Here is a 22084-nt window from a genome sequence, read left to right as displayed (position 1 = left end):
CCCTTCAGTTCATCATCCAATCCAAGGAGATTCCATGCAGAAGATCATTCCCTGCCTCTGGTTCGACGGCAACGGCGAGGACGCGGTCAAGTTCTACACCGCCATCTTTCCGAAGTCGCGCCTCACCGACACGCTGCTCTGGGGCGACGTGAATCCGACCAAGAAGGGCAAGCTGCTCACGGCCACCTTCGAGCTCGATGGGCAGTCGTTCATGGTGCTCAACGGCGGGCCCGAGTACAAGATCACCCCGGCCATTTCGCTCATCGTGACGTGCGAGACGCAGGAGGAGGTCGACTACTACTGGGACAAGCTGCTCGAAGGCGGCGGCCAGCCCGTGCAGTGCGGCTGGCTCACCGACCGCTTCGGCGTGTCGTGGCAGGTCACGCCGATGCCGCTGATCCGGATGTTCCAGGACAAGGACCCGGCCAAGGCCGCCCATGCGATGGCGGCCATGATGAAGATGATCAAGCTCGACATCGCCACGGTGAAGAAGGCCTTCGACGGGGAGTGACCCCCGCCGAGGCGCCGATCAGACCAGCCGGCCGATCGACTTCTTGCGCCACACCAGCCGGTAGTACGCGGTCTGCAGCAACAGCATCGCGCCGAAGGTGACCGGGTAGGCGATCCAGATCCCGTCCAGGCCCAGGCCGAAGTGGCGGCTCATGAGCCAGGCCACCGGCACTTCCACGCCCAGGATGCAGGCGATGGTGATGAGCGTCGGCACGAGCACCGAGCCGCTGGCGCGCATGATCCCCGACACCGCCGAGGCCATGCCGAACAGCACCATGCTCCACAGCATGATGTGCAGCAGGTTCTGCGCAATCTCGATCACCGGTGCGCTGGTGATGAAGAAGCCCATGAGCGGGCGCGAGAACAGATAGCCCAGCAGCACCAGCCCGCCCGTGAGCACGAGGTTCATGCCCAGCGCGGTCTGCACGATGGCACCGAGCCGGTTGGCGCGGCCCGCGCCGATCGCCTGTGCACCGAGGATCGACGTGGTGATCGCGATCGAGATGGCCGGGAACTGCACGTAGGCCACCACCTGGTTCACCGCGCCGTAGGCGGCTGTGGCGTTCGAGCCGTAGCTGTTGACCATCGACAGCAGCACCACTTCGGCCAGCGCCACCACGATCATCTGCACGCCCGTGGGCACGCCGATCTTCAGCACCGCCTTCAACAGCTGCGGCTGGATGCGCAGGCAACGCACGAACTCCGCATCGGGCGCGAGCGGGCTCTTTTTCTGGCGCAGCCGGAAGCCCAGCCACGTGGTCGCGACCGCGAACGACAGCACCGAGGCCCACGCGCCCGCTGCCACGCCGAGCTGCGGCAACCCGCCCCAGCCGCGGATGAGCGCGGGCGTGACGACGAGGCCGATGGCCGTGGAAATCAAGAGCGTCAACAGCGGCGTGATGGTGTCGCCCACGCCGCGCAGCATGGCGGTGGCCAGGAGGAACAGGAACACGCCGGGCATCGCGATCAGCATGATGCGGGCGTAGCGCGTGGAGTCGGCCAGCACGTCGGGCGGCGTGCCCAGCATGGCCAGCATCGGCGTGGTGAAGACCCCGCCGAACACCGCGATCGCCAGCCCCAGCAGCAGGCCCACCGTGAGCGTGGTGCCCGCCACCGCCTTGGCCTTCGCCGCGTCGCGCGCGCCCCAGGCCTGGCCGATGAGCACCGAGGCGCCGGCGCCCAGGCCGATGATGAAGGCGATGAAGAAGAACATCACCGGGAAGAAGCTCGACACCGCCGCCAGCGCGCTCACGCCGAGCATCTGCCCGACGTAGACGTTGTTGATGGTGCCGGAGAGCGACTGCAGGATGTTGCTGAGCAACATCGGCGCCAGGAAGAACAGGAACACCTTCCACAGCGGACGCGCCGCACCCACGGGCGCCACGGGCACGCCCCGCAGGCCGCTCGGGTTGCCGGGGCTGCTGGTGGTTGTGGTGCTGCTGCTGTCGGGCGCCGCGCTCATGCAGCACCCCAGCCACCGGCCGACAGCTTGTGCAGGTGCACGCGCAGGTCGGTGGGCCAGGGTTCGACAAGGTCGCTGAAGCGCTGATGCTCACCCGCGAACAGCGCGCGCGTGGCTTCCTCGAAGTGGGGCAGGTTGCCGGCGATGGCGGTCATGAAGCGGTAGGTGGCTTCGCGCGCGGCGCGCACGGTGTCGCGGTCGGCGTGCACGTGGCGTGCGTCGTCGACCAGCTTACGCAGCGCCACCGAGGCGCCGCCCGGCTGGCGGCCGAGCCAGTCCCAGTGACGCGGCAGCAGCGTGACTTCGCGCGCCACCACGCCCAGCCGCGGACGGCCGACGCCGCGGGGCGCGTCTTCGTGTTTCTCGGCTTCGAGCGCGGAGGTTTCGATGGCCTTCGGGTCGCGCAGATCGACATCGAGCTGCTCGCCGGTCTGGTTGTCGAACACGAGGCAAGCGGCGGCGTCGCCGCGCTCGCGCAGCTGTGTGAGCACCTGGGCCTTGGTGCCGGCGGCGACGCGCTGGAAGCCGGCAAACGCGGTGAATGTGGTCGGTAGTTCGTCGGGTGACATGCGGATTCTTTTTGGGTTGTCGATCCGGGCGGAACGAAACGAGGTTCGTAATCTACCCGCAGGACGGTTCAGGCGTGCGGCGTGTCGTGATCGCACAGCACGCGCAGCGCGGCATGGCATGGAGGTCTGGCAGGCGTTGCGGGTCCAGCGATTTCACGGCGTCGGCGCAGATCGCCTCGACGGTCGTGAGGGCGGCCTGCACCAATTGCTTGCCGCCACCGCGAATCACCGCGTGGCGCCGGTTGTCGCCATCCGTTCCCGTCATGCGCTCGGCCAGGCCGGTCTTTTCGAGCAGCACCATCTTGCGGATCAACGCCGACATTGGCAACCCCAGCGTGTGCGCAAGTTCGACCATCGGCAGGTGGCCGTTGCCGGCACGCAGCAGCAGGTGGAGCAGGGTGAAGTCTTCGTAGTCCAACCCGTGGAAGGCGCCCAGGTCTTCGTTGAGCTTCAGGCGCAGGCTGGCGTGGGCGCGTCCGAGGTCGAGGCAAAAGCCGAGTGCGTCGGTGCTCATGGTGCGTTGTATCCCTTGTCGCCGGTGCAGGGGAGTTCCTCGCGCCAGAGTTCGAGCAGCTTTTCCAGTTCGGCCGCGCGGTCGAAGGCGGGGTCGTCGCGCTCCTTCACCCGGTCGAGCACCTCGAAGCTGAACTGGGTCGCGCCCTGCGCCACCCAGTCGCGCTGCAAGGCCTTGTTGCGGTGCGAGCGCAGGTTCAGCTCGAAGCGGGCGCGGTTCATGGCACCTTCGACGTCAAGGCTGCCGGACACGTAGACGCGGCCGTCCATGAGGTTGCGGATGACGAAGACGCCAGCGGGGCGCACGCTGTCCTTGTATTGCTTGACGAGGGTACGTCGCGTGGTGGGAGATGGATTCATCTCCAAATATTACCCGGGCAAAATATAAAACACAATACACCCGGGTAAAAATAGATTCACTCGGCCCGCAGCCGATGCCATCCCCGAAGGACGCGCCGGTGCACCGCCCGCACGATGCGCCAGGGGCGGCTTTCGCGCACCCGCGTCAGCACGCCGTCTTTCCACGCCTTCCAGCGCGGGTACCAGCGGGCGAACCAGGCCAGCTGCATCAGTGAGCCTTCGACCAGCTGGAAGATCCGCGCGACCACGGCCGTCCCCGCGAGCTTGGCCAGCAGCAGCACGGCCATGCCGCTGACCGCGTGGCCGCGCCCGAACAGAAACAGCGCCAGCAGCTTGACCGGAAAGAGCAGCAGCACCGGCACGAAGAACGCGAGCAACGCGCCCCAGGGCGGCAGGGCGCGCAACAGGTTTTCGAGCCGCGCCCAGAAGGGCAGGCGCGACAGCCGCGCGACCAGCGCCGCGAGAGGCGCCCAGCCCCATTCCTCGAACAGCAGCACCGGCACGAGGATCGTGGTGGCAACGGCGCGAAACAGGGCGCGCAAGGCGCGCACGAGGGGGTTGTGCATCCGCGAAGGGTATCCGCACAAGGCCGCGCGCCGCCGGAACCTTGCGGACCCGGCGGCGCATCGTGCGGAAATTCAGCGTCTGTGCACCTGCCTACCTGCGACCGGCGTTGCTGTCTTCCGCCGGCCGGAAGAACAGGTACTCGCCCCGGCCCAGCTCGGGCGTCACTTCGTAGCCGCTGCACCGCGTGACGTTGCACTGGATGATCACGACGCGCGGCCAGATCGTGGCCGAGGTCGGAAATCCCGGCATGTACTGCGGCACGTGCCAGACGCCGTAGTCGCCCACCGGCTCGGCGTTCTCCGTGCCGCTGGCGTTCTGCAGGCCGCTGCCCAGTGGCATCCGCTCGATGCGGATGATCGGCGTGGCGGCGACCGACGCCGTCGCCACGCAACAGGCGGCCAGCCAGAGAGGAACGGTCCTGGTGTTCATGATGATGGACTCCAGATCCGACCTCATTGCGCGTCGGCCGGTGCTGCAGCCACCTCGTCGGCCGAGTCAGCCAGGCGGCGCGTGATGCGCGCTTCCAGGATGTCCGGCTGCGGGGCCAGCGCGACCGGTGCCACGGCGCTCACCATCACCGGTGCCGGTTCCGCGGCAGGTGCCGCGGCTTCCTCGGCGGGCGCTGCGGCCACGGGGGCCGGTGCCACCTCCGGCGCAGCCGTCGGGACGACGGTCGCGGCGGGCGCGGGTTGCGGTGCCGGGGTTGCCATGGGCATCGCCTCGACCAGCGTGGCCGGTGCGGCGGGCTGTTGCACCGCCACGACCGGCGCGGGCGCCGGCGCCAACGCGACAGGCGCTGCCGGTGCCACAGGCGCGACCGGCTGAGGCACTGCGACTGCCACGGGGGCTGGCGCAGGCGCCGGCGCCACGGCCACCGGTGCGACAGACGCCGCCGGACGTGCCGCCACCGGTGCGCCGCTGCCCGATGCCTGCGGCCCGAACGCGCTCACGCGTTCTTCGACGGTCATCGACTGCGGGCACTTCGAGCCGGTCATCTCCAGGGCCGCCTGGGCCTGCGGGTCCATGCAGTCCATGGCCAGAGACGCTGCCTTCATGCCCTTGTTCCAGAGCTCGCGGCTCATCTTCAGGCGCTTGCAGTGTTCGTCCGTCCAGGTGGTGCCGAAGCTCAGCCCGATGCCTGCGCTGTTCGCGCTGGCGCTGGTGCTGCCCATGCAGGTGTCATTGCTGGTCGTCAGGTTCGGGCCGCTCACGGAGGGCACGTTCTTGACGGTGTAGCTGCCACGGTAGTCGACGACGCTGGTCGTGGCACCCGTGTTGTTGATGTTCTGTGTGCTGTCCAGCGTCGAACGCGTGGTGACGTCCGCGGGGGCCGAGCTGTTGAAGTTCACCGCCTGGGTGTTGCCCTGGGCGTTCGTGGTGGCAGAACTCGTTGACTGGTTGTTGGCGCCGCCCGCCGTTTGCGCCAACGCGCCCGCGGACAAGCCCAGCAAGGTCAGGGCGATCAATGTTTTCATTTTTTCGACTCCTTTGGGAAGCAGGGGAGGGGCGTGCCCCTCCCCATTTGTGGTCCAACAACCGATGGTCCAGATCGATCGCTCAGGGAGCGTTGGCCGTTGCGCCGGAGATCGCGCCGCCTGCGCTGCCGCCACCGTTGCTGAAGCCCGCTGCGTTGCCCACGGCGAAGTTGATGACGCCCGAGGAACCGCCCGTCGAGCCCGACGTGGCCGAGGTGCTGGTGCCGTTGACGATGCCGTTGACCGCTGCCGAGTTGGCGCTGAAGCCCGCCGTCGTGCCCGAGGTGCGCGTGACCACAGCCAGACCGCCGCCAGGACCTGCAGCGGTGGCTGCGGTGTTGTTGGTGGTCGAGCCGGCTGCGCCGCCTGCCGAACCGCTCACGGGGTTGGCACCGCCGCCGGCGTAGTTGGCATTGGCGCTGGAAGTCGCATTGGCCTGTGCATTCGCACCGCCTGCGGCCACGCCGTTGCCGGTCGTTGCAGCCACGCTGGTCACACGCCCTTGCGTGGTGGCCGCACCGCTGGCCGTGGCACCGCCGACACGCAGGAATGCGTTGCCTGCTGCGCCGCCCGCCGCGTTGGCCGTGGCCGACGAGGTGGAGCTGGCTGCGTTGTAACTGAGTGCGCTGCCCGTTCCGGAGCTGGCGGCGACCGAGCCAGCCGAGCTGGAGGAACCGGTCGTGGTGTTGGTGACGGCGAGCGCCACGCTGCTGCCGGTTGCGGTCCCGATGCCAGCCACGAGAACCACTGCCATGGCGATAAGAGTCTTCTTCATGATGCTTCCTCGATAGTGTTGAAACGAACCCGATCGCCGGCGAATCCGGCCATCAGCGACGGTCAGCGAGCACGGAGTGAAGGGATTCCGTTGCGACCGGGATGCAGTTTCAGCGGGGGGGAGCGATCGAAAAATGCCTCAGGCTGGGTAGAGCAAGGCTATGGCGAAAGCAATGCCCGAAGGCGTTTTGGGCGTTGGCAGAGCGCCGGCTCTAGGCCCTGTTCCCCTCGTGGGAACTATCACTTTGGTTCACAATCTGGCAATATTGCAACCGAAAGAAACCAAGGTAATCAAAAAAGCCGATAGCCGGAAAAAGAGTAGAAATCGATTAACTTTTGTTCACGAAGTCGCGACTTTTATCTGTGACAAGGGGGCTTAAATGGAAAACGATCTCGACATTTCATTGACCGATGTCGGTGGTGGCGCTAGGAAATTCTCCAATCCTGGCCAGTTCGGTGGGCTCCTGGCGCCCTCGGCAGATACCCTGCCGTGGCCGGACTACCTCACGGGCCAGGAAACCAAGCCCGTTCGTGTCCTGCTCGTCGACGACGACCCCTTTGTCCGCCGCGTCATCGCCCAGGAGTTGCTGGGCGATCTGCGCATCCAGCTCGAAGGCCAGGCCGGCTCCCTGCGCGAGGGCCGGCGCCTCCTGATGCAGCATGAATTCGATGTGCTCATGGTCGACATCCGCCTCGGAGACGGCAGCGGATTCGAGCTCATCGAAGAGGCCAAGAAACACCGCAGCGCTGCCGAGATCATCGTCATTTCCGCGCTGGAAGATGAGCCCCAGGTGCTGCACGCTTTCGAGCTCGGCGCCTCGGGTTACCTGGTGAAGAACGCCTGGTTCCAGAGCTATGCCCAGGCCGTGCTTCAGGTGGTCAATGGCGGTGCCGCCATCACCCCCCGGCTGGCACGCCGGCTGCTCGTTCACCTGGACCACCAGCGCGCCAATCCGAGCCCGGTGCGCCCGCCGGACAGCAAGGCAACCCTGTCGGCACGGGAGCGCGAAGTGTTACGGCTTGTAGCCACGGGATATGTGACCGAAGAGATCGCGCTGCAGCTCACCATCAGCGCCCAGACGGTGAACGCGCACGTCAAGAACATCTACCGCAAGCTGCACGCCCACACCCGCGCGCAGGCCGTGAGTTTCGCCTCGCACCGGGGGCTGCTCTAGGGCGCGCTTCGGGCGCGCCGCGTTCGCAGCGGAGCCATCCATGCCCGCGCCGGTGCCCCCGCTCCCGCCGTATTTCCTGGAGGACCAGTTCGTGTGGCTTTCCATCGCCGCCTGGTGCGTGCTCCTGATCTGGCTCTGGCCGCACGCCTCGCGCCAGCGCAGGCTGCTGTGGGTGGGGCTGGCGTTTGCGCTGCACCTGACGCCGCTGGTGGGGCAGGCGATCCGCGCAACCTCCGCGATCACCACGCTGGGTACCGAGGTGCCGGCCGCCTTCTGGGCCCTGCAGGGCGTCAACATCGCCGTGCTCTGCATGATCGTCGGCACGTGGTACCTCACACGGCGTCGCCTCTTGCGCAATCGCCAGGCGCAGGCCGTGCTCGCCGAACGCCGCCGCATCGCCAGCGACCTGCATGACGGCGTCGGCTCCCGGCTGGTGGCGCTCATGGCCAGCTACGACCCGCGCTCCGCCGACGCCCGCGAGCTGTCGATGGCCCTGCAGGCCTGCCTGCTCGAACTGCAGATGACGGTCGACTCGCTCGACGACCAGCCCGACACCAGCATCGGCGATCGTTTGGGTCATTTGCGTTACCGGCTGCAACCGGCGTTCGACCGCCTCGGCATCACCCTCGTGTGGAACGTGCAGGACGTGGTGCTGTCGCCGCCGCTCTCGTCCGAGGCCGCGATGCAGCTGTGCCGCATCGCGCAGGAGGCCTTGTCGAACGTGCTGCGCCATTCGCAGGCGACCCGCGTGGAAGTGCGCTTTGGCCCGCGCGAACGCTCGCACGGGCTGGTGCTCGAAGTGCTCGACGACGGGCGCGGCCTGGAGGCCACGGCCGGCGAGGCCGGGGGCAAGGGCCTGCGCAGCATGCGCGAACGCGCCGACGCGCTGCACGGCGAGCTGGCCGTCATGGACGCGGCGCCGCACGGGCTGCGCATCCGGCTCGTGATGCCCGGTGAAGTGCTGCCACAGGCGGCGGTCGCGGCGCAGGCCGAGAGCACGTTGTAACCATGCCGCGGGGGTGGCCGGCGGGCGGTGTCTTCGCCTATGGCAAACTTCCGCGCTTTGCCAGGGACGCGCTCAAGACATGCAGAAAATCATTCGCCAGCTCGCCGTTGAAATCAAGGTCGGCGAGCACCAGGTGAAGGCCGCCGTCGAACTGCTCGACGAAGGCGCCACGGTTCCGTTCATTGCCCGCTATCGCAAGGAAGTCACGGACGGCCTCGACGACATCCAGCTGCGCGAACTGGAAGCCCGGTTGTCTTACCTGCGCGAACTTGAAGACCGCCGCGTGGCGGTGCTCAAGGCCATCGACGAGCAGGGCAAGCTGACCCCCGAGCTGCGCGCCGCGATCGAATTCGCGCCCACCAAGCAGGAACTCGAAGATCTGTACCTGCCGTTCAAGCAGAAGCGCCGCACCAAGGGCCAGATCGCCCGCGAATTCGGCATCGAGCCGCTGGCCGACAAGCTGCTGGCCGACCCCACGCTCGACCCCGCCGCCGAAGCCCAGGCCTTCCTGAAGCCCGCCACCACGCTGGACGACGGCAAGCCGGGCCCCGATTTCTCGACCGTGCCGCTCGTGCTCGACGGCGTGCGCGACATCCTGTCCGAGCGCTGGGCCGAAGACGCCGTTCTGGTGCAGGGCCTGCGCGAATGGCTCTGGAACGAAGGCCTGCTCAAGTCCAGCCTCATGAGCGGCAAGGACGAAAACAACGCCGACATCGCCAAGTTCCGCGACTACTTCGAATACGACGAGCCCATCGGCCGCGTGCCCTCGCACCGCGCTTTGGCCGTGTTCCGCGGCCGTGCGCTCGAGGTGCTCGACGCCAAGCTCGTGCTGCCCGTCGAACCCGAGCCGGGCAAGCCCAGCATCGCCGAAGGCAAGATCGCGCTGCACCTGGGCTGGAGCCATGCCGGCCGCCCGGCCGACGACCTGCTGCGCAAGTGCGTGGCCTGGACCTGGCGCGTGAAGTTGGCCCTGTCGACCGAGCGCGACCTGTTCACCCGCCTGCGCGAAGACGCCGAAAAAGTCGCCATCAAGGTGTTCGCCGACAACCTGCGCGACCTGCTGCTGGCCGCACCCGCCGGCCCGCGCGTCGTGATGGGGCTCGACCCCGGCATCCGCACCGGCGTGAAGGTGGCCGTGGTCGATTCGACCGGCAAGCTGGTCGAAACCGCCACCGTGTTCCCGCACGAGCCGCGCAAGGACTGGGAAGGCTCGCTCCACACGCTGGGCAAGCTGTGCGCCAAGCACGGCGTGAACCTCATCGCCATCGGCAATGGCACCGCCAGCCGCGAGACCGACAAGCTCGCCGGCGACCTCATCAAGCTGCTGGCCAAGATGGCCGCACAGGCCGGTGCGCCCGAGATGACGGTCGACAAGGTCGTCGTCAGCGAAGCCGGCGCGTCCGTCTATTCCGCCAGCGAATTCGCCTCGCAGGAAATGCCCGATGTCGACGTGAGCCTGCGCGGCGCCGCCTCCATTGCGCGCCGCCTGCAGGACCCGCTGGCCGAGCTCGTGAAGATCGACCCCAAGAGCATCGGCGTGGGCCAGTACCAGCACGACGTGAACCAGAGCGAACTCGCGCGCACCCTGCAGACCGTGGTCGAAGACTGCGTGAACTCGGTGGGTGTCGACTTGAACACCGCGAGCGTGCCGCTGCTCAGCCGCGTGTCCGGCCTGTCGGCCAGCGTGGCCAAGGCCGTCGTGCGCTGGCGCGAAGCCAACGGTGCGTTTTCCACCCGCAAGCAGCTGCTCGACGTGACCGGCTTCGGTCCCAAGGCCTTCGAGCAGAGCGCCGGCTTCCTGCGCATCCGCGACGGCGCCGACCCGCTGGACATCACCGGCGTGCACCCGGAAACTTATCCGCTGGTCGAGCAGATCATCGTCAAGACCGGCAAGCCGATCGCCGAGCTGATGGGCCGCGCCGACATGCTCAAGACGCTCAAGCCCGAGCTGTTCGCCAACGAGAAGTTCGGTGTCATCACGGTCAAGGACATCCTGGGCGAACTCGAGAAGCCCGGCCGCGACCCGCGCCCCGACTTCAAGGTCGCGCGCTTCAACGACGGCGTGGACGACATCAAGGACCTCGTCGAGGGCATGATCCTCGAAGGCACCGTGAGCAACGTCGCCCAGTTCGGCGCCTTCATCGACCTCGGCGTGCACCAGGACGGCCTGGTCCACGTGAGCCAGCTGAGCCACAAGTTCGTCAACGACGCCCGCGAAGTCGTCAAGACCGGCGACATCGTCAAGGTCAAGGTGATGGAAGTCGACGTGGCCCGCAAGCGCATCGGCCTGTCGATGAAGCTCGACGCAGCGCCCGCCCGCCGCGACGGCCCGCGCGACAACCGCTTCGAAGGGGCAGGGCGCGGCCAGCAGCAACAAGGCCGGCGCGACAACTCGCCGCAGCCGGCGGGGCAGATGGCGAGTGCGTTCGCCAAGTTGCAGGGGTTGCGCAAGTAAGCCACCCGCGGACCGCACGTTTCTTGCAAACACCGCCGGCATGAAAGCCCTGCGCATCTACGCCGGCCCCGCGGCCCGCCAGCACATCGAGCAACACGGTCTGCGCCCGCAGGACGTGCGCACCATTCCCGGCGCGGCGGGCGGGCCCAAGGGGTTGATCCTCGGGCCGCTCGATCGCTTCATCTTCGGGCGCTGGCTCACGCAGTCGAGCCAGCCGGTGGACCTGGTGGGCGCGTCGATCGGCGCGTGGCGGCTGGCGACGGCGTGCCTGTCGGACCCGGAGGCGGCCTTCGGGCGCTTCGAGCACGACTATGTGCGCCAGCAGTTCGAAGTGCCACCGGGCCAGAAACGGCTCAGTCCGCACCAGCTCAGCGAGCGTTTCGCGGAAAGCCTCGACACCTTCTACGGCGGACGCATCGGTGAGGTGCTTGGCCATTCGCGCTACCGGCTGCATGTGGTGACCTCGCGCGGGCGCCACATCCTCGGGCGCGAGGGCAGGGCGCGCACGCCGGTCGGCTACCTGGGCGCCTTCGCGAGCAACAGCCTGCACCGCAAGAGCCTGGGCGCCTGGCTGGAACGCTGCGTGTTCTCCACGCCCGGCGCGGCTTTGCCTTTCGGCACGACGGACTTCCGCACGCGCCAGCACGCGCTGAGCGAGGCCAACTTCAACCGGGTGCTGCAGGCGTCGTGCTCCATTCCGTTCCTGCTGGCCGCGGTGCACGACATTCCGGGCGCGCCGCGCGGTGCCTACTGGGACGGCGGCATCACCGACTACCACCTGCACCTGGACTACCAGCCGGCCGACGAAGGCATCGTGCTGTACCCCCATTTCCAGCAGGCCGTGGTGCCGGGCTGGCTCGACAAGGGGCTGCGCTGGCGCCACAAGTCGACGCGCTTTCTCGACCGCATGGTGGTGCTCGCGCCGAATCCCGAATGGGTGAAGACGCTGCCGCACGGCAAGCTGCCCGACCGCAAGGACTTCATCCGCTTCGCGAACGACGCGCAGGCGCGCATCTCTGCGTGGGGCCAGGCCACGCGCGAGGCGACGCGGATGTCGGACGAGTTCGAGGCCTGGCTCGGCGACGACGGGCGTTCGCGCGACATCCTGCCGCTCTGAGCCACGCTGTCCCGTCGGGGACAAACCCTGAGCGCCAGTGCGCGAGGGCGCTTCGAGAATGGCCCGATCCATGCCATCCGAAGGGTTCCCGACCATGCCGCACGCCACGCTTTCTCGCCGCCGTTTCTCTCTTGCCACGGCCGCCGCCGCTGCCAGCCTCGCCGCACCGTCTTTCGCGCAAAGCGCGTGGCCGAACAAGCCGATCCGCATCGTCGTGCCCTACACGCCGGGCGGCTTCACCGACCAGATGGCGCGGTTGGTGCAGGTGGGCCTGCAGACGCGGCTCGGCCAGCCTGTGGTGATCGACAACAAGCCTGGCGCCAACAGCCTGATCGGCGTCGATGCCGTGGCCAAGGCCGCGCCCGACGGCAGCACCTTCGGCGTCGTCATCGCGGCCTACCCGGCCAACACCACGCTGTACCCCAAGCTGCCGTACGACCCGCGCAAGGACCTCGTGGGCGTCTCGCTCATGGGCGTGTCGCCGCTGCTCGCGGCCGTGAATAACGATGCACCGTTCAAGACCGCGCGAGAGCTCATCGACTACGCACGCAAGCATCCCGGCAAGATCAGCTTCGGCTCCTCGGGCAACGGCTCGGCCGCGCACCTCACAAGCGAGCTGTGGAAGTCGCTCACGCAGACCTACATGATCCACATCCCGTACCGCGGCGCCGTGCCCGCGCTGACCGACCTGATGGGTGGGCAGATCCAGCTGTTCTTCGACGCGCCCACGGGCCTCATCAACCAGGGCAAGGCCGGCAAGGTGCGGCTGATCGGCGTGGCCGGCGACAAGCGCCTGCCGGCCGTGCCCGACGTGCCGACTTTCATCGAGCAGGGCTTCGCGGGCTTCACCGGCAGCACCTGGGCCGGCATGCTGGCACCGGCAGGCACGCCGCGCGAGATCGTCAAGCGCATGTCGGAGGAGGTGGCGCGCATCATCAAGAGCGACGAGACGCGCGCCAAGCTCGATGCCATGGGCACCTTCCCGGCGGGCAGCACGCCCGAGGAGTTCGACGCGTTCATCGCGTCCGAGACCACCAAGTGGGGCAAGGTGATCCGCACGGCGGGCGTCAAGCTGGACTGAGCGCCCAGGCCTGCCTCAAGGCGCCAGCACCAGCACCTTGAACTGGCTGGGCACGATGCGCATGCCCACGATGTTGCAGCGGTTCTGCACCGACAGGCTGGTCATGCGCGTGCAGGGCGTACCTTTCAGCAGCAACGTGAAGGCGCCGGTGATGTGGCGCGACGGCCCCATCACGGTCTGCGACACCACGCCCATCAGCACGCCGGCGTTGTCGCCGTTGGTGATCGGCGTGGTGGTCGCCATGTTGTGCACGGGCGTGCCGCCGTACAGGATGTTCCAGGCGTTGGGCAGGGCCGTCGGCCCGAGCGCGATGTTGGGGTAGGGCACGGGCAGCGCGGGCGGTGTCTTGCAGACATCGGGAAACGCGAGGTCCATTCCCATCATCTGTGCGTTGGCGAACATGGCGAAAGCTCCTTTTTTCTCTGTCTGCATCAACCCATGTGGATCTGTTCGGCGTCGACCTTCACCAGCGCCTGGCTGGTGACGAAGGTGTTCTTCGCGTGCAGGCGCAGGCTTTCCGAGGCTTGCATGTCGATCTGGCCCGCGCGCACCTGCTCGACCTCTTCGGTGAGGCGAAAACTCGAGCGCGTGAGCAGGCTCAGGCGGTCGAGCACGGTCTCGAGCGTGCGGCCCACGAAGCGGGCGACCAGCGTGGTCACGCGCACTTCGGCGCCGCGGTAGGCCATGTCGGTGATGTCGACGGTCGCCTTGTCGGCCTGAAGTGCGAACGCGGACGCCTGGAGCGCGATGCCGCCGCGGCGCGAGCGGATCGTGAGGTCGCCGTCGGCCACGAGCTGCGACTGGCTGGGGTCCGCCTGCGTGACGACGGCGATGAGGAACAGCTGGTCGCGCTGCGGCCCGGCCACGAGCACGACGTCGCCCGGGGCGGGCTGCAGCAGGCAGCTCGCGGCGCGCGGGCACTGCCAGGGTGCGCCGCCCTGCTGCGGCTCGACGACGAAGCGGCCATCGGGCAGCGATTGCACGACGGTGCCGAGTGCGCTGCCGGTCCACGTTAATGCGGCGACCGAAGGCAGGGGCTTGCGCAGCAGCGCGTGCATTTCGGTCTCAGGCGTATCCGATAGCGGCGAGACAAGCTCGCGAACGGCGCGGTGGTTCATGGCAGGGTGTCCTGTGGATCGGGCGGTAGCGGTCGTCCGAAGGTGTCGCGGCCGGCGCGCTGCGGGCGGCTCGCGCGGGCCGCGGAAAAGCGCTCGGCCTCGAACAGCGCGGGGTCGCTGTCGAGCACGCCGAGGCGGTCGCTCCAGCGCACGCCGGCCTCGATCGCGCGGTGCATCTGCGTGCGATGGAAGGTGGCGCCGCGCAGGTCGGCCTCGCTGAGGTCGGCGTACGAAAAGTCCGCGTACACGAGGTGGCTGCGGGCGAACGCGGTGCGGCGGCAGCTCGCGCGGTGGAACACGCACTGTTCGAGCCGCGCGTCCGACAGGTCGGCATCGTCGAGCCGGGCGCCGACCCACAGGCTCTGGTCGAAGTGACCGCCGCGCGCATCGGCCCGTCGCAGATCGGCTTCAGGGAACAGGCACTGGGGCGCCTGCACGCCCGACAGCACCGCGCCTTCGAGCTTCGCGCCCTTGAAGTTGCACTGGCTCAGCCGTGCGCCGGCGAAGTTGCATCCCGTCAGATCGGCGTCGATGAATTGGCACAGGTGAAACGATTGCGCCGAGAAGTCCAGCCCCGCAAGGTCGGCCTCGCCGAAGATCACGTTGTGAAAGCTCGCACCCCGGAAGTGCGTGCCGCGCAGCGCCGCGCGGTAGAAGACGGTGGTGTTCAGCGCAACGTTGTCGAAGCGCGTGCCGTCGAGGCGGCATTCGCCGAACACCGACTTCGTGAGGTCCGCGCGTTCGAAGCCCGCGCCGTCCAGCGTGCTCTGGTGAAAAGTGGCCTGGCCCGCCTGCGCTTCGGTCATGTCGACACCGCACAGGTCGGCCTCGGCAAAGACCGCGTGGGCCATCGCTGCAGACCGCAGGTGCGCGCGGGGCAGGGCGCAGCGGTGGAACGCGGCGTGCTGCAGGTCGGCGGCGTCGAGCACCGCGCCGTCGAAGCGGCAGCTGTCGAACACCGATTCGGCCAGCCGCGCGGCATGCAGGTTGGCGCGGCGGAAGTCGCAGGCGCCGAAGCTGCCGCCACGCAGGTCCGTGCCGTCGAAGTTCATGCCCTGGAAGTCCTGGCCCTGGATGTGTTCGCCGCCGCGGATCGTCGCTGCCAGCTCGGCCGGCGTCATCGCGCCGGGTCCGCGGCGCGGCGCGGGAGGGTCTTGGCCTGTTCGAGGTACGCGCCGTGCGTGTCGGTCACGCCGTCGATCAGGGTCTGCGAGACGTCGGCGCGGAACAGGTTGGCCTCGCGCAGGTCGGTGCGGACCAGGCGGGCTTTCTGGAGGCTGGCGTGCATGAGGTTGGCGCCGCGCAGCGAGGCCTGCGTGAAGTCGGCGCGGATGAACAGGCTTTCGGGCGCATCGCAACCGCTGAGGTCGGCGCCCGTGAGGCTGCAGGCCGACAGGTCGCAGGTGTCGAGCGTGGCGCGCACGAAGCGCGCACCGTCCAGCGGCATCTCGCGCAGGCCGCATTGCACCAGCGTCGCGTCTTCGAAGTCCATGGTGCGCAAGCTGCTGGTGCCGACGAAGCAGGTGGTGTGCAGCGTCGCGCCGCGAAAGACGATGCCGGTGTCGCCCGGTGTGTGGGCCCAGGCGCAGGCTTCGAGCCTGGCGGCGCTGAAGTCGAGCCGCTCGGCAATGCACGAGATCAGCCCGACCTTGTGGAGCACGGCGCCGCGAAAGCTGCAGTCCTGCAGGCGGGTCTGTTCGATGAAGGTCACGTAGGAAAAGCGTGCGGCGTCGAAGCGGCAGTGCGCCACCTGTAGGCCGAGCACGGTCAAGTGCTCCAGTGAGGCTTGCGAGAAATCGCAATGGTCGAAGTGCGTCTGCTCGAGCATGGTGTGGTGCAGCTGCGCGCCGGTGAACACGGTGTGGACGCAACGGGCCAGACTGAGGTTCGCGCGGTGCAGCACGCAGCCCGCGAGCGAGGCGTGGGAAAGGCGCGCACGCACGAGCACGGCCTCAGTGGCATCGGCACCGTCGAGCCGGGCGCCTTCGAGGTTCGCGTGTTCGAGCAAGGTGCGGTGCAGGCGCGCACCGCGCAGGTCCATGCCCGACAGGTCGGCGCCCGTGAGGTCCATCTCCGAAAGGTCGCGCGTGGTGGCCATCGCGTCCTGCACACGCCGGCGCGCCTCGGCGGCGCGTTCGCCTTCGAGCACGTCGGCGGGCGACTGGTGCTGCGCGCCCATCCGGTACATGTCGATCAACCCGCGCTGGCCCTTCTCGACCACCTCCGCGAAGGCTTGCTGCTGCGCGGGCGGCAGCGCGGACGTGCCCGTGGCGGCGGCGATACCGAACATGCCCTGCAGCACGGTCTGCGCGTCGAAGGCGGGCGGGCCCTTGGTCGTGGTGCGGTCGACGCCGGCCACCAGCGCGGCCGAGTCGAAACCGACCTGGCGCGACTCGGCCGCGTTGAGTTGCCCCGCGCGTTCGAGCTCGCGCCGGCCGTCTTCGAGCGCCTTGCGCTGGTCCTGCGTGAAGCGCCGCGTGCGCTCGACAAACTCGGGCAGCTCGGCGAGCGTCGGCATCTTGCGAAACGGCTCGGGCATTGGCCGTTCGCGCAGCAGGCGCGGATCGTGGCCGGCCTCGCTCGCCTTCTGCATCATGTCCGCGCGCAGCCGGTCGCCGCGCTCGCGCATGTTGCGCACCATCGCGGATTCCTCGCCAGCGTCCAGCGTGTCGAGCCAGGGGCCGATGGCCTGCGCGGGCAGCAGTTCGTCGTCGCGCGCCGCGTGCAGTGCGCCGGTTTCGGGATCGCAGCGGCGCTGGAGGAGGGCGAAGTAGTGCGCCAGCGGGCGCGGCGCATCGCCCGCGGCTTCGATGGCGGGCATCACATGGGTCACGTCGTCGGCGTCGTCTTCCACGATGTCGATCTCGCCGTGGTGGATCAGCGCCACCTGAGCGCGGTGCGGAAAGAACCAGGCCGTGGTGAGACGCATGGGCACTTCGTCGAACTGCTCGGGCTCGCGACCGCGACCGCTTCGACGCGCGATGAAGGCGCGTGCACGCCAGTCGGGCAGCCGCCCGCGCTGCACCGGCTGCGTGGGGTGCATGTGCCAGATCTCGTAGGGCGTGCCGCCAGGGATGTGATCGCGCGCGGGCCAGCGCTGCTGCGGCGGCGCGGCGTTGAAGAAGCGCCAGTCCATGTCCTCTGAAAAGCCGGGGAACAGGTGCTCGCGCCAGTGGCCGTCGTACTGCCGGCCGATCAGGCGCATGCGGCTGGGCCGGGTCAGCTCGATCGCGCCGAAGCCGGCCGGTTCGGTCTCGCGATCGGGCCGGTCGATGCGTCGCTGCGGGTCTTCGATGTTCGGCAGGCGCCGCACCTGCAGGTCGTTGACGATCTCGTGCGCGTGGCCGATGCCCTGTGGGTTCTCTGCAAAGCCGGGGCCGCCGTAGGCACGTGTCGCGTCGAGCCGCATCGACTCGAAGGGCTGCGGCGCGGTCGCGCGGCCGTCGAGCCAGAAGCGGTCGCCGAACACCAGCAACTGGCGCGAAAGTTCACCCACGCGCATCGCGACGGCGCAGGCGGTCTTGTCGTCCTGGTGCTGCGTGTAGGCGTGGCCGGTGGCCAGGAACTCGGCGTGGGGTTTGGGAATGCCCAGGTCGATGGCGCCTGTGGGGCCGAGCTCTTCGGCAGCGATCTTCCAGAACTCGGGCTCGGGCAGCAGCACGGGCGCAGCGTCCATCGACACCATGCCCATCAGCGTGACGCCCAGGCGTTGCTGTCGGCCCCGCAGGAAGGGGCGCGTGATGACACTCAGCCGCAGCGGCTTGACGGTTTTCAAGGGGCGGCTAGCTCCGTGCGGGCGCCATTTCGAGCGGCGTGCGCTGCCGGTCGACCGACACCACGGCGGGATGCGCCGGGTCCTGGACCAGATGCAGCGTCGCGCCCGGCACCGCGAGGCGGGGCAGCAGCAGCTCGTCGACCAGCGTGCGCAGCACCACGGTCGGCACCGGCGACGTCGGCGGCATCTGCAGCGTGAATTCGAGCGCGACCATGCACTGGCCGTGGCTGCCCGGGCTCGTGAGCTGGTGTTCGGAGCGCCGCACCTGCGCCACCACACCGTGCGTGGCCACGCCGGCAAAACCCAGGCGCTCGCCGATGCGCCGCTCCTGCGTGTACTTGCGCTGCTCGCGCGTGGCGGTGACCACCACCGCGACACCGGCCAGCAGTGCCCCGCCCATCATCACGGCGAAGGCGCTCCAGAGGATCTGTTCCCAGACGGGCATCGGCAATTCAGACCTTCACGGTCATCGCCTTGGCGGCGAAGGCCAGGCCGCCGCTCGCGATCTTCATGCCGATGTTCGCGACCTTGAGCATCTTTCCCTCGATCTCGGTGGCCGAGTTCTGCGAGCGGAACACCGCCACGTCGAGCCGTATGCCCGAGAACTGCGAGTTGAGGATGTAGTTCTGCTGGCGCAGCCCCCACAGGTCGAGCGCCAGCCCGACCGCCGAGAAGCGCGCCCCCACGCCGCCCGCGCGGTACCAGCGCCAGTCGTTGCTCTTGGCGTAGTTGTTGATGTAGGTCTTCGAGTTGTTCGTGTAGTCGTTCGTGATGTTCTTGTAGACCTTGGACGTCGTGTTGTAGACGTTGGTGTTGATCACGTGCTGTGTCGTGTTGTGGATGTGGTTCGTGGTGTTGAAGGTCACGTCCGGCGAGGTGTGGACCGTGGGTCCGGTCACCGTGGTGTTCGACGGACCGTTGACATGCAGGGTGTTCGACGTGTTGACGGTGTCGTTGCGGCCCGCGCTCACGAAGCGGATTTCCTGCCCGTCGATGGTGCCGTTGAAGCCGCCGCTGATGGCGAGTGTCACGCCGCCGGAGATGGTGTCGGTGAGCCCGCCGCTGAGCGTGCGCGTCTTGCCGCCCGTGATGCGCTGCATGACGCCGCCGCTCACGGTTTCGCTGAAGCCGCCGGTCACGTCGCGCGTGTCGCCGCCGGTGATGGTTTCCGTCGCGCCTGCGGTGATGTCGCGCGTTTCGCCGTCCTGATAAGTGGCCGATTCGTGGCCCTTGATGAGGGTGGTGCGCGTGCCGTCGGTGGTGTGGGTTTCGTCGGCTTCCACTTCGACGTCGAGGTTGCGCTCGGCGTGCAGCAGGATCTGCTCGGCGCCCGCGCGGTCCTCGAAGCGCAGCATGTTGGCCTGATTGGCCGCGCCGCCGGTGCTGGAGCGCGTGAGGATGCCGCTGGCCGTGGCGTTGGCGGGCAGTTCCCATGGCGGCATCTGGTCGCTGTTGTAGACGCGGCCGGTGATGATGGGGCGGTCGGGCTGGCCGCCGATGAAATCGACGATCACTTCCTGGCCCACGCGCGGCATGTGCATGGTGCCGTAGTTGGCGCCGGCCCAGTTGCTCGACACGCGCACCCAGCACGAGCTGTTCTCGTCCGACTGGCCGTAGCGGTCCCAGCGGAACTGCAGCTTCACGCGGCCGAAGCGGTCGGTCCATATCTCCTCAGGGCCGACCACGGTGGCGGTCTGCGGGCCGTTGGTGCGCGGGCGCGGCGTGGTGCGCGCGGGGCGGTAGGGCACACCCGAGGGCAGCACGGTGAAGTCGAACTCGCACACCGATTCGCTGCTGCCGCCGCTCGAGTATTCGGGCTCGCGCAGGTCGTAGCGCGTTTCGGTGACGAGGTACTCGCGGTTGTCGGCCTCGCGCGGGCAGTGCGTCATCTCGAACAGGTGGCCCGGCGCCATGCCGACCACGTTGGTGTGGCCCGAGGCCAGCTCGTGCGCGCACTGCAGCTCCTGCAGGCGGACCTTCGCGTAGGCGTCGCCTTGCTGGTGCTCGCTGTAGCCGCCGAGCCATTCATAGACTTCGTAGGTCGCGTGGTCGTGGCCCTTGGGGTCTTGCTGCACGCTTTGCAGCGAGGCGCGCGACTTCTTGAAGTCGAAGTCGTCGAGCATCACGCGGCCCGAGGTGATCTGCTCGGCCACGCGCCAGCGGTCGATGCAGGGCTCCAGCGCATTCACCACGCGGTCGCGCGGGCGGTAGGGAATGCGGGCGTGGCCGGGCAGCTTGGCGTAGCCGCCTGCGTCGTCGGCCAGCACCAGCAGGTGCGAGCCGTTGCTGTGCTCGAAGTGGTAGGCAATGCCTTCGTGCTCCATGAGGCGGCTCACGAAGGCGAAGTCGCTCTCCTGGTACTGCACGCAGTATTCCCACGGGCGGTAGCTGCCGGTGAGGCGCTTCTCGAATTGGAAGCCGTACTTGCCCAGCACCGCGTCGAGCACCTCGGGCACGCTCTGGTTCTGGAAGATGCGGCAGTCGGTGGTGCGCGTGAGGTACCACAGCCACGGCTGCACGAGCGCGCGGTAGATGTAGTGGCGGCCGGTTTCGTTGGCACGCCCGACCAGCTCGAAGCGCACCACGGTGCCGTTGAGGTAGCGCGGCGCGCCGTCGTCGGCAATGGCCAGCGTGAGCGAGGTGCCGAGCAGGCGCTTCAGGTCGAGGTTGAAGCTGGTGCTGACCATGTCGACCTCGAACTCGAAGAGTTGCGAGAGTCCTTCGTGCCCCCGCATCGCGCGGAACTTGAGCTGCTCGGTGCTCAGGACGGTATGGACTTGAACGGTACGCGGCATTCGGCACTTCCCTGACCCCTCGGGCTTTCACGGATGCGAAGCCTCTGCGGAATGGTCCTGGACAGTATGAAAACGCCGCGTGTCACATCCATGACGCGCCCCATGCAAAAAGGCCGTCGAGACGGCCTTTTGAGAAGAGAAAACGCCCGGCAGCGCCGAGAGTGATTCAAACGTTCTACATCGACGCTTCGAGCATCGCCTTGTAGTCGTCGCGCGTGGCCAGCCGCGGGTTGGTCTTGTGGCAGTGGTCGGCCGTGGCGCCGTCGATGATCTGTTCGAACATCGCGGGCGTCACGCCCACTTCGGCCAAGCCAGCGGGCAGGCCGAGGCGCGCGTTCATGTCGCGGATTGCATCGCCGAGGTCACCGGCCGAATCCAGGTGCATGGCCTGCGCCATGCGCTGCAGGCGCTGCTCTTTCTGCACCGACTCGGCACCCGCATTGAAGTGGATCACCGCCGGCAGGAAGAGGGCGTTGAGCGTGCCGTGGTGCAGGCGCGGATCGACGCCGCCCAGGCTGTGGCTCAGCGAATGCACGCAGCCCAGGCCCTTCTGGAAGGCCATGGCGCCCTGCATCGACGCGCTCATGAGGTTCAGGCGCGCCTCGCGGTCGCTGCCGTCTTTGGTGGCACGTTCGATGTGGCCCCAGGCGCGCTCCAGACCGTCGAGGCCGATGCCGTCGGCCGGCGGATTGAAGGCGGCCGACATGAAGGTTTCCATGCAGTGCGCAATGGCGTCCATGCCGGTGGCGGCCGTGAGCCGGGGCGGCAGGCCGAGCGTGAGCTCGGGGTCGCAGATGGCGGCCTTGGGCATGAGGAACCAGCTGTGGAAGCCCAGCTTGCGGTGGTCGTCGACGATGACGATGGCGCCGCGCGCCACTTCGCTGCCGGTGCCGCTGGTGGTGGGCACGGCAATGAGCGGCACCGCGCGCTCGGTGATCTTGGGCGAGCCGCCTTCGATGGTGGCGTAGGTCTTGAGCGGGCCTTCGTGCGTGGCCGCGATGGCCACGCCCTTGGCGCAGTCGATGGCGGAGCCGCCGCCCACGGCGATGAGGCCGTCGCAGCGGCCGCTGCGGTAGAGCTCGACGGCGGCGCGCACCGCGGCCTCGGTCGGGTTGGACGGCGTCTGGTCGAACACCGAGACCTCGAGATCGGCGATCGCATCGAGCGCCTTCTGCAGCACGCCGACCGCGCGCACGCCGGCGTCGGTGACGATCAGGGGGCGGTTGATGCCGATGCGCGCGCACTCGCTCGACAGGAGCTTGATGGCGCCGAATTCGAACTGGATCTGGGTGAGGTATTGGATGAGGGCCATGAGGGGGAACGCCCGAGGGC

At 68.3% G+C, this 22084-nt stretch carries 21 protein-coding genes; 6 read left to right on the top strand and 15 right to left on the bottom strand.

All coding sequences use genetic code 11. From position 1 onward, the window contains the following. Positions 1-34 precede the first annotated feature (34 nt). The gene (locus IG196_RS14490; RefSeq protein ID WP_192196694.1) at positions 35-511 is read left to right on the top strand and encodes a VOC family protein; all 477 of its coding nucleotides are present in this window, start codon (positions 35-37) and stop codon (positions 509-511) included. 18 nt (positions 512-529) lie between these two features. On the opposite strand, the gene IG196_RS14485 is transcribed toward IG196_RS14490, so the two are convergent. The 8 genes from IG196_RS14485 to IG196_RS14450 form a co-directional block, all read right to left on the bottom strand. Further along, positions 530-1972, bottom strand: a complete 1443-nt coding sequence (locus IG196_RS14485) for an MATE family efflux transporter (protein WP_192196693.1) — start codon at positions 1970-1972, stop codon at positions 530-532. Continuing rightward, on the bottom strand, positions 1969-2541 hold the full coding sequence (locus IG196_RS14480) for a DUF2239 family protein (RefSeq protein WP_192196692.1): 573 nt from the start codon (positions 2539-2541) through the stop codon (positions 1969-1971). The genes IG196_RS14485 and IG196_RS14480 overlap by 4 nt, the downstream gene beginning before the upstream one ends. A 52-nt stretch (positions 2542-2593) precedes the next feature. After that, positions 2594-3055, bottom strand: a complete 462-nt coding sequence (locus IG196_RS14475) for an AsnC family transcriptional regulator (RefSeq protein ID WP_225617038.1) — start codon at positions 3053-3055, stop codon at positions 2594-2596. Next, the gene (locus IG196_RS14470; protein ID WP_192196691.1) at positions 3052-3414 is read right to left on the bottom strand and encodes a GIY-YIG nuclease family protein; all 363 of its coding nucleotides are present in this window, start codon (positions 3412-3414) and stop codon (positions 3052-3054) included. The genes IG196_RS14475 and IG196_RS14470 overlap by 4 nt, the downstream gene beginning before the upstream one ends. A gap of 56 nt (positions 3415-3470) precedes the next feature. Then, positions 3471-3980 carry a hypothetical protein gene (locus IG196_RS14465; RefSeq protein ID WP_101491547.1) on the bottom strand — a complete coding sequence of 170 codons (510 nt, stop codon included), beginning with the start codon at positions 3978-3980 and terminating at the stop codon, positions 3471-3473. A gap of 91 nt (positions 3981-4071) precedes the next feature. Next, a complete protein-coding gene (locus tag IG196_RS14460; RefSeq protein ID WP_192196690.1) occupies positions 4072-4410 on the bottom strand; it encodes a hypothetical protein in 339 nt (112 codons plus the stop codon). Between the two features lie 23 nt (positions 4411-4433). Further along, positions 4434-5456 (bottom strand): hypothetical protein, encoded by a 1023-nt coding sequence (locus tag IG196_RS32045; RefSeq protein ID WP_225617037.1) that lies wholly within the window; start codon positions 5454-5456, stop codon positions 4434-4436. A gap of 82 nt (positions 5457-5538) precedes the next feature. After that, positions 5539-6231 carry a hypothetical protein gene (locus tag IG196_RS14450; protein ID WP_101491545.1) on the bottom strand — a complete coding sequence of 231 codons (693 nt, stop codon included), beginning with the start codon at positions 6229-6231 and terminating at the stop codon, positions 5539-5541. 379 nt (positions 6232-6610) lie between these two features. On the opposite strand from IG196_RS14450, the gene IG196_RS14445 reads away from it, so the two are divergent. From IG196_RS14445 to IG196_RS14425, 5 genes are all read left to right on the top strand, one after another. Then, positions 6611-7405: a LuxR C-terminal-related transcriptional regulator gene (locus IG196_RS14445; protein ID WP_062472928.1), complete on the top strand. Its 795-nt coding sequence runs from the start codon at positions 6611-6613 to the stop codon at positions 7403-7405. 91 nt (positions 7406-7496) lie between these two features. Further along, positions 7497-8411 (top strand): sensor histidine kinase, encoded by a 915-nt coding sequence (locus IG196_RS14440; RefSeq protein ID WP_225617036.1) that lies wholly within the window; start codon positions 7497-7499, stop codon positions 8409-8411. Between the two features lie 79 nt (positions 8412-8490). Next, positions 8491-10866 (top strand): Tex family protein, encoded by a 2376-nt coding sequence (locus IG196_RS14435; protein ID WP_192196688.1) that lies wholly within the window; start codon positions 8491-8493, stop codon positions 10864-10866. 40 nt (positions 10867-10906) lie between these two features. Beyond that, positions 10907-11983 (top strand): phospholipase, encoded by a 1077-nt coding sequence (locus IG196_RS14430; protein ID WP_192196687.1) that lies wholly within the window; start codon positions 10907-10909, stop codon positions 11981-11983. A 94-nt stretch (positions 11984-12077) separates the two neighbouring features. After that, positions 12078-13064 carry a tripartite tricarboxylate transporter substrate binding protein gene (locus tag IG196_RS14425; protein WP_192196686.1) on the top strand — a complete coding sequence of 329 codons (987 nt, stop codon included), beginning with the start codon at positions 12078-12080 and terminating at the stop codon, positions 13062-13064. Positions 13065-13079: 15 nt separating this feature from the next. Here the strand turns inward: IG196_RS14425 and IG196_RS14420 are convergent, their stop codons facing one another. From IG196_RS14420 to IG196_RS14390, 7 genes are all read right to left on the bottom strand, one after another. Then, complete coding sequence (locus tag IG196_RS14420; protein ID WP_192196685.1) at positions 13080-13466, bottom strand: DUF4150 domain-containing protein; 387 nt, start codon at positions 13464-13466, stop codon at positions 13080-13082. A 29-nt stretch (positions 13467-13495) separates the two neighbouring features. After that, positions 13496-14182, bottom strand: a complete 687-nt coding sequence (locus tag IG196_RS14415; RefSeq protein WP_192196684.1) for a DUF3540 domain-containing protein — start codon at positions 14180-14182, stop codon at positions 13496-13498. Next, on the bottom strand, positions 14179-15303 hold the full coding sequence (locus IG196_RS14410; RefSeq protein WP_192196683.1) for a pentapeptide repeat-containing protein: 1125 nt from the start codon (positions 15301-15303) through the stop codon (positions 14179-14181). The genes IG196_RS14415 and IG196_RS14410 overlap by 4 nt, the downstream gene beginning before the upstream one ends. After that, positions 15300-17957, bottom strand: a complete 2658-nt coding sequence (locus IG196_RS14405; RefSeq protein WP_192196682.1) for a DUF2169 domain-containing protein — start codon at positions 17955-17957, stop codon at positions 15300-15302. Before IG196_RS14405 ends, IG196_RS14410 begins: the two co-directional genes overlap by 4 nt. Positions 17958-17964: 7 nt before the next feature. After that, positions 17965-18402, bottom strand: a complete 438-nt coding sequence (locus IG196_RS14400; RefSeq protein WP_192196681.1) for a hypothetical protein — start codon at positions 18400-18402, stop codon at positions 17965-17967. Positions 18403-18409: 7 nt separating this feature from the next. Next, positions 18410-20752, bottom strand: a complete 2343-nt coding sequence (locus IG196_RS14395) for a type VI secretion system Vgr family protein (RefSeq protein WP_192196680.1) — start codon at positions 20750-20752, stop codon at positions 18410-18412. Positions 20753-20927: 175 nt separating this feature from the next. Beyond that, positions 20928-22064 (bottom strand): iron-containing alcohol dehydrogenase, encoded by a 1137-nt coding sequence (locus IG196_RS14390; protein WP_192196679.1) that lies wholly within the window; start codon positions 22062-22064, stop codon positions 20928-20930. Between the last annotated feature and the right edge of the window lie 20 nt (positions 22065-22084).

Origin of the sequence: Variovorax sp. 38R, from assembly GCF_014843395.1 — a bacterium.
Lineage (GTDB): Bacteria > Pseudomonadota > Gammaproteobacteria > Burkholderiales > Burkholderiaceae_C > Variovorax > Variovorax paradoxus_H.
The sequence above is the reverse complement of the archived record's forward strand: the minus strand, read 5'-3'. Positions and strand labels throughout refer to the sequence as shown.

Bases quoted from the DNA above. Each gene is read 5' to 3' on its own strand.
- IG196_RS14465 (WP_101491547.1), bottom strand. From the start codon at position 3,980: ATGCACAACCCCCTCGTGCGCGCCTTGCGCGCCCTGTTTCGCGCCGTT.
- IG196_RS14390 (WP_192196679.1), bottom strand. From the start codon at position 22,064: ATGGCCCTCATCCAATACCTCACCCAGATCCAGTTCGAATTCGGCGCC.
- IG196_RS14395 (WP_192196680.1), bottom strand. From the start codon at position 20,752: ATGCCGCGTACCGTTCAAGTCCATACCGTCCTGAGCACCGAGCAGCTC.
- IG196_RS14450 (WP_101491545.1), bottom strand. From the start codon at position 6,231: ATGAAGAAGACTCTTATCGCCATGGCAGTGGTTCTCGTGGCTGGCATC.
- IG196_RS14445 (WP_062472928.1), top strand. From the start codon at position 6,611: ATGGAAAACGATCTCGACATTTCATTGACCGATGTCGGTGGTGGCGCT.
- IG196_RS14475 (WP_225617038.1), bottom strand. From the start codon at position 3,055: ATGAGCACCGACGCACTCGGCTTTTGCCTCGACCTCGGACGCGCCCAC.
- IG196_RS32045 (WP_225617037.1), bottom strand. From the start codon at position 5,456: ATGAAAACATTGATCGCCCTGACCTTGCTGGGCTTGTCCGCGGGCGCG.
- IG196_RS14400 (WP_192196681.1), bottom strand. From the start codon at position 18,402: ATGCCCGTCTGGGAACAGATCCTCTGGAGCGCCTTCGCCGTGATGATG.
- IG196_RS14480 (WP_192196692.1), bottom strand. From the start codon at position 2,541: ATGTCACCCGACGAACTACCGACCACATTCACCGCGTTTGCCGGCTTC.
- IG196_RS14425 (WP_192196686.1), top strand. From the start codon at position 12,078: ATGCCGCACGCCACGCTTTCTCGCCGCCGTTTCTCTCTTGCCACGGCC.
- IG196_RS14485 (WP_192196693.1), bottom strand. From the start codon at position 1,972: ATGAGCGCGGCGCCCGACAGCAGCAGCACCACAACCACCAGCAGCCCC.
- IG196_RS14470 (WP_192196691.1), bottom strand. From the start codon at position 3,414: ATGAATCCATCTCCCACCACGCGACGTACCCTCGTCAAGCAATACAAG.
- IG196_RS14490 (WP_192196694.1), top strand. From the start codon at position 35: ATGCAGAAGATCATTCCCTGCCTCTGGTTCGACGGCAACGGCGAGGAC.
- IG196_RS14460 (WP_192196690.1), bottom strand. From the start codon at position 4,410: ATGAACACCAGGACCGTTCCTCTCTGGCTGGCCGCCTGTTGCGTGGCG.
- IG196_RS14435 (WP_192196688.1), top strand. From the start codon at position 8,491: ATGCAGAAAATCATTCGCCAGCTCGCCGTTGAAATCAAGGTCGGCGAG.
- IG196_RS14415 (WP_192196684.1), bottom strand. From the start codon at position 14,182: ATGAACCACCGCGCCGTTCGCGAGCTTGTCTCGCCGCTATCGGATACG.
- IG196_RS14410 (WP_192196683.1), bottom strand. From the start codon at position 15,303: ATGACGCCGGCCGAGCTGGCAGCGACGATCCGCGGCGGCGAACACATC.
- IG196_RS14430 (WP_192196687.1), top strand. From the start codon at position 10,907: ATGAAAGCCCTGCGCATCTACGCCGGCCCCGCGGCCCGCCAGCACATC.
- IG196_RS14420 (WP_192196685.1), bottom strand. From the start codon at position 13,466: ATGTTCGCCAACGCACAGATGATGGGAATGGACCTCGCGTTTCCCGAT.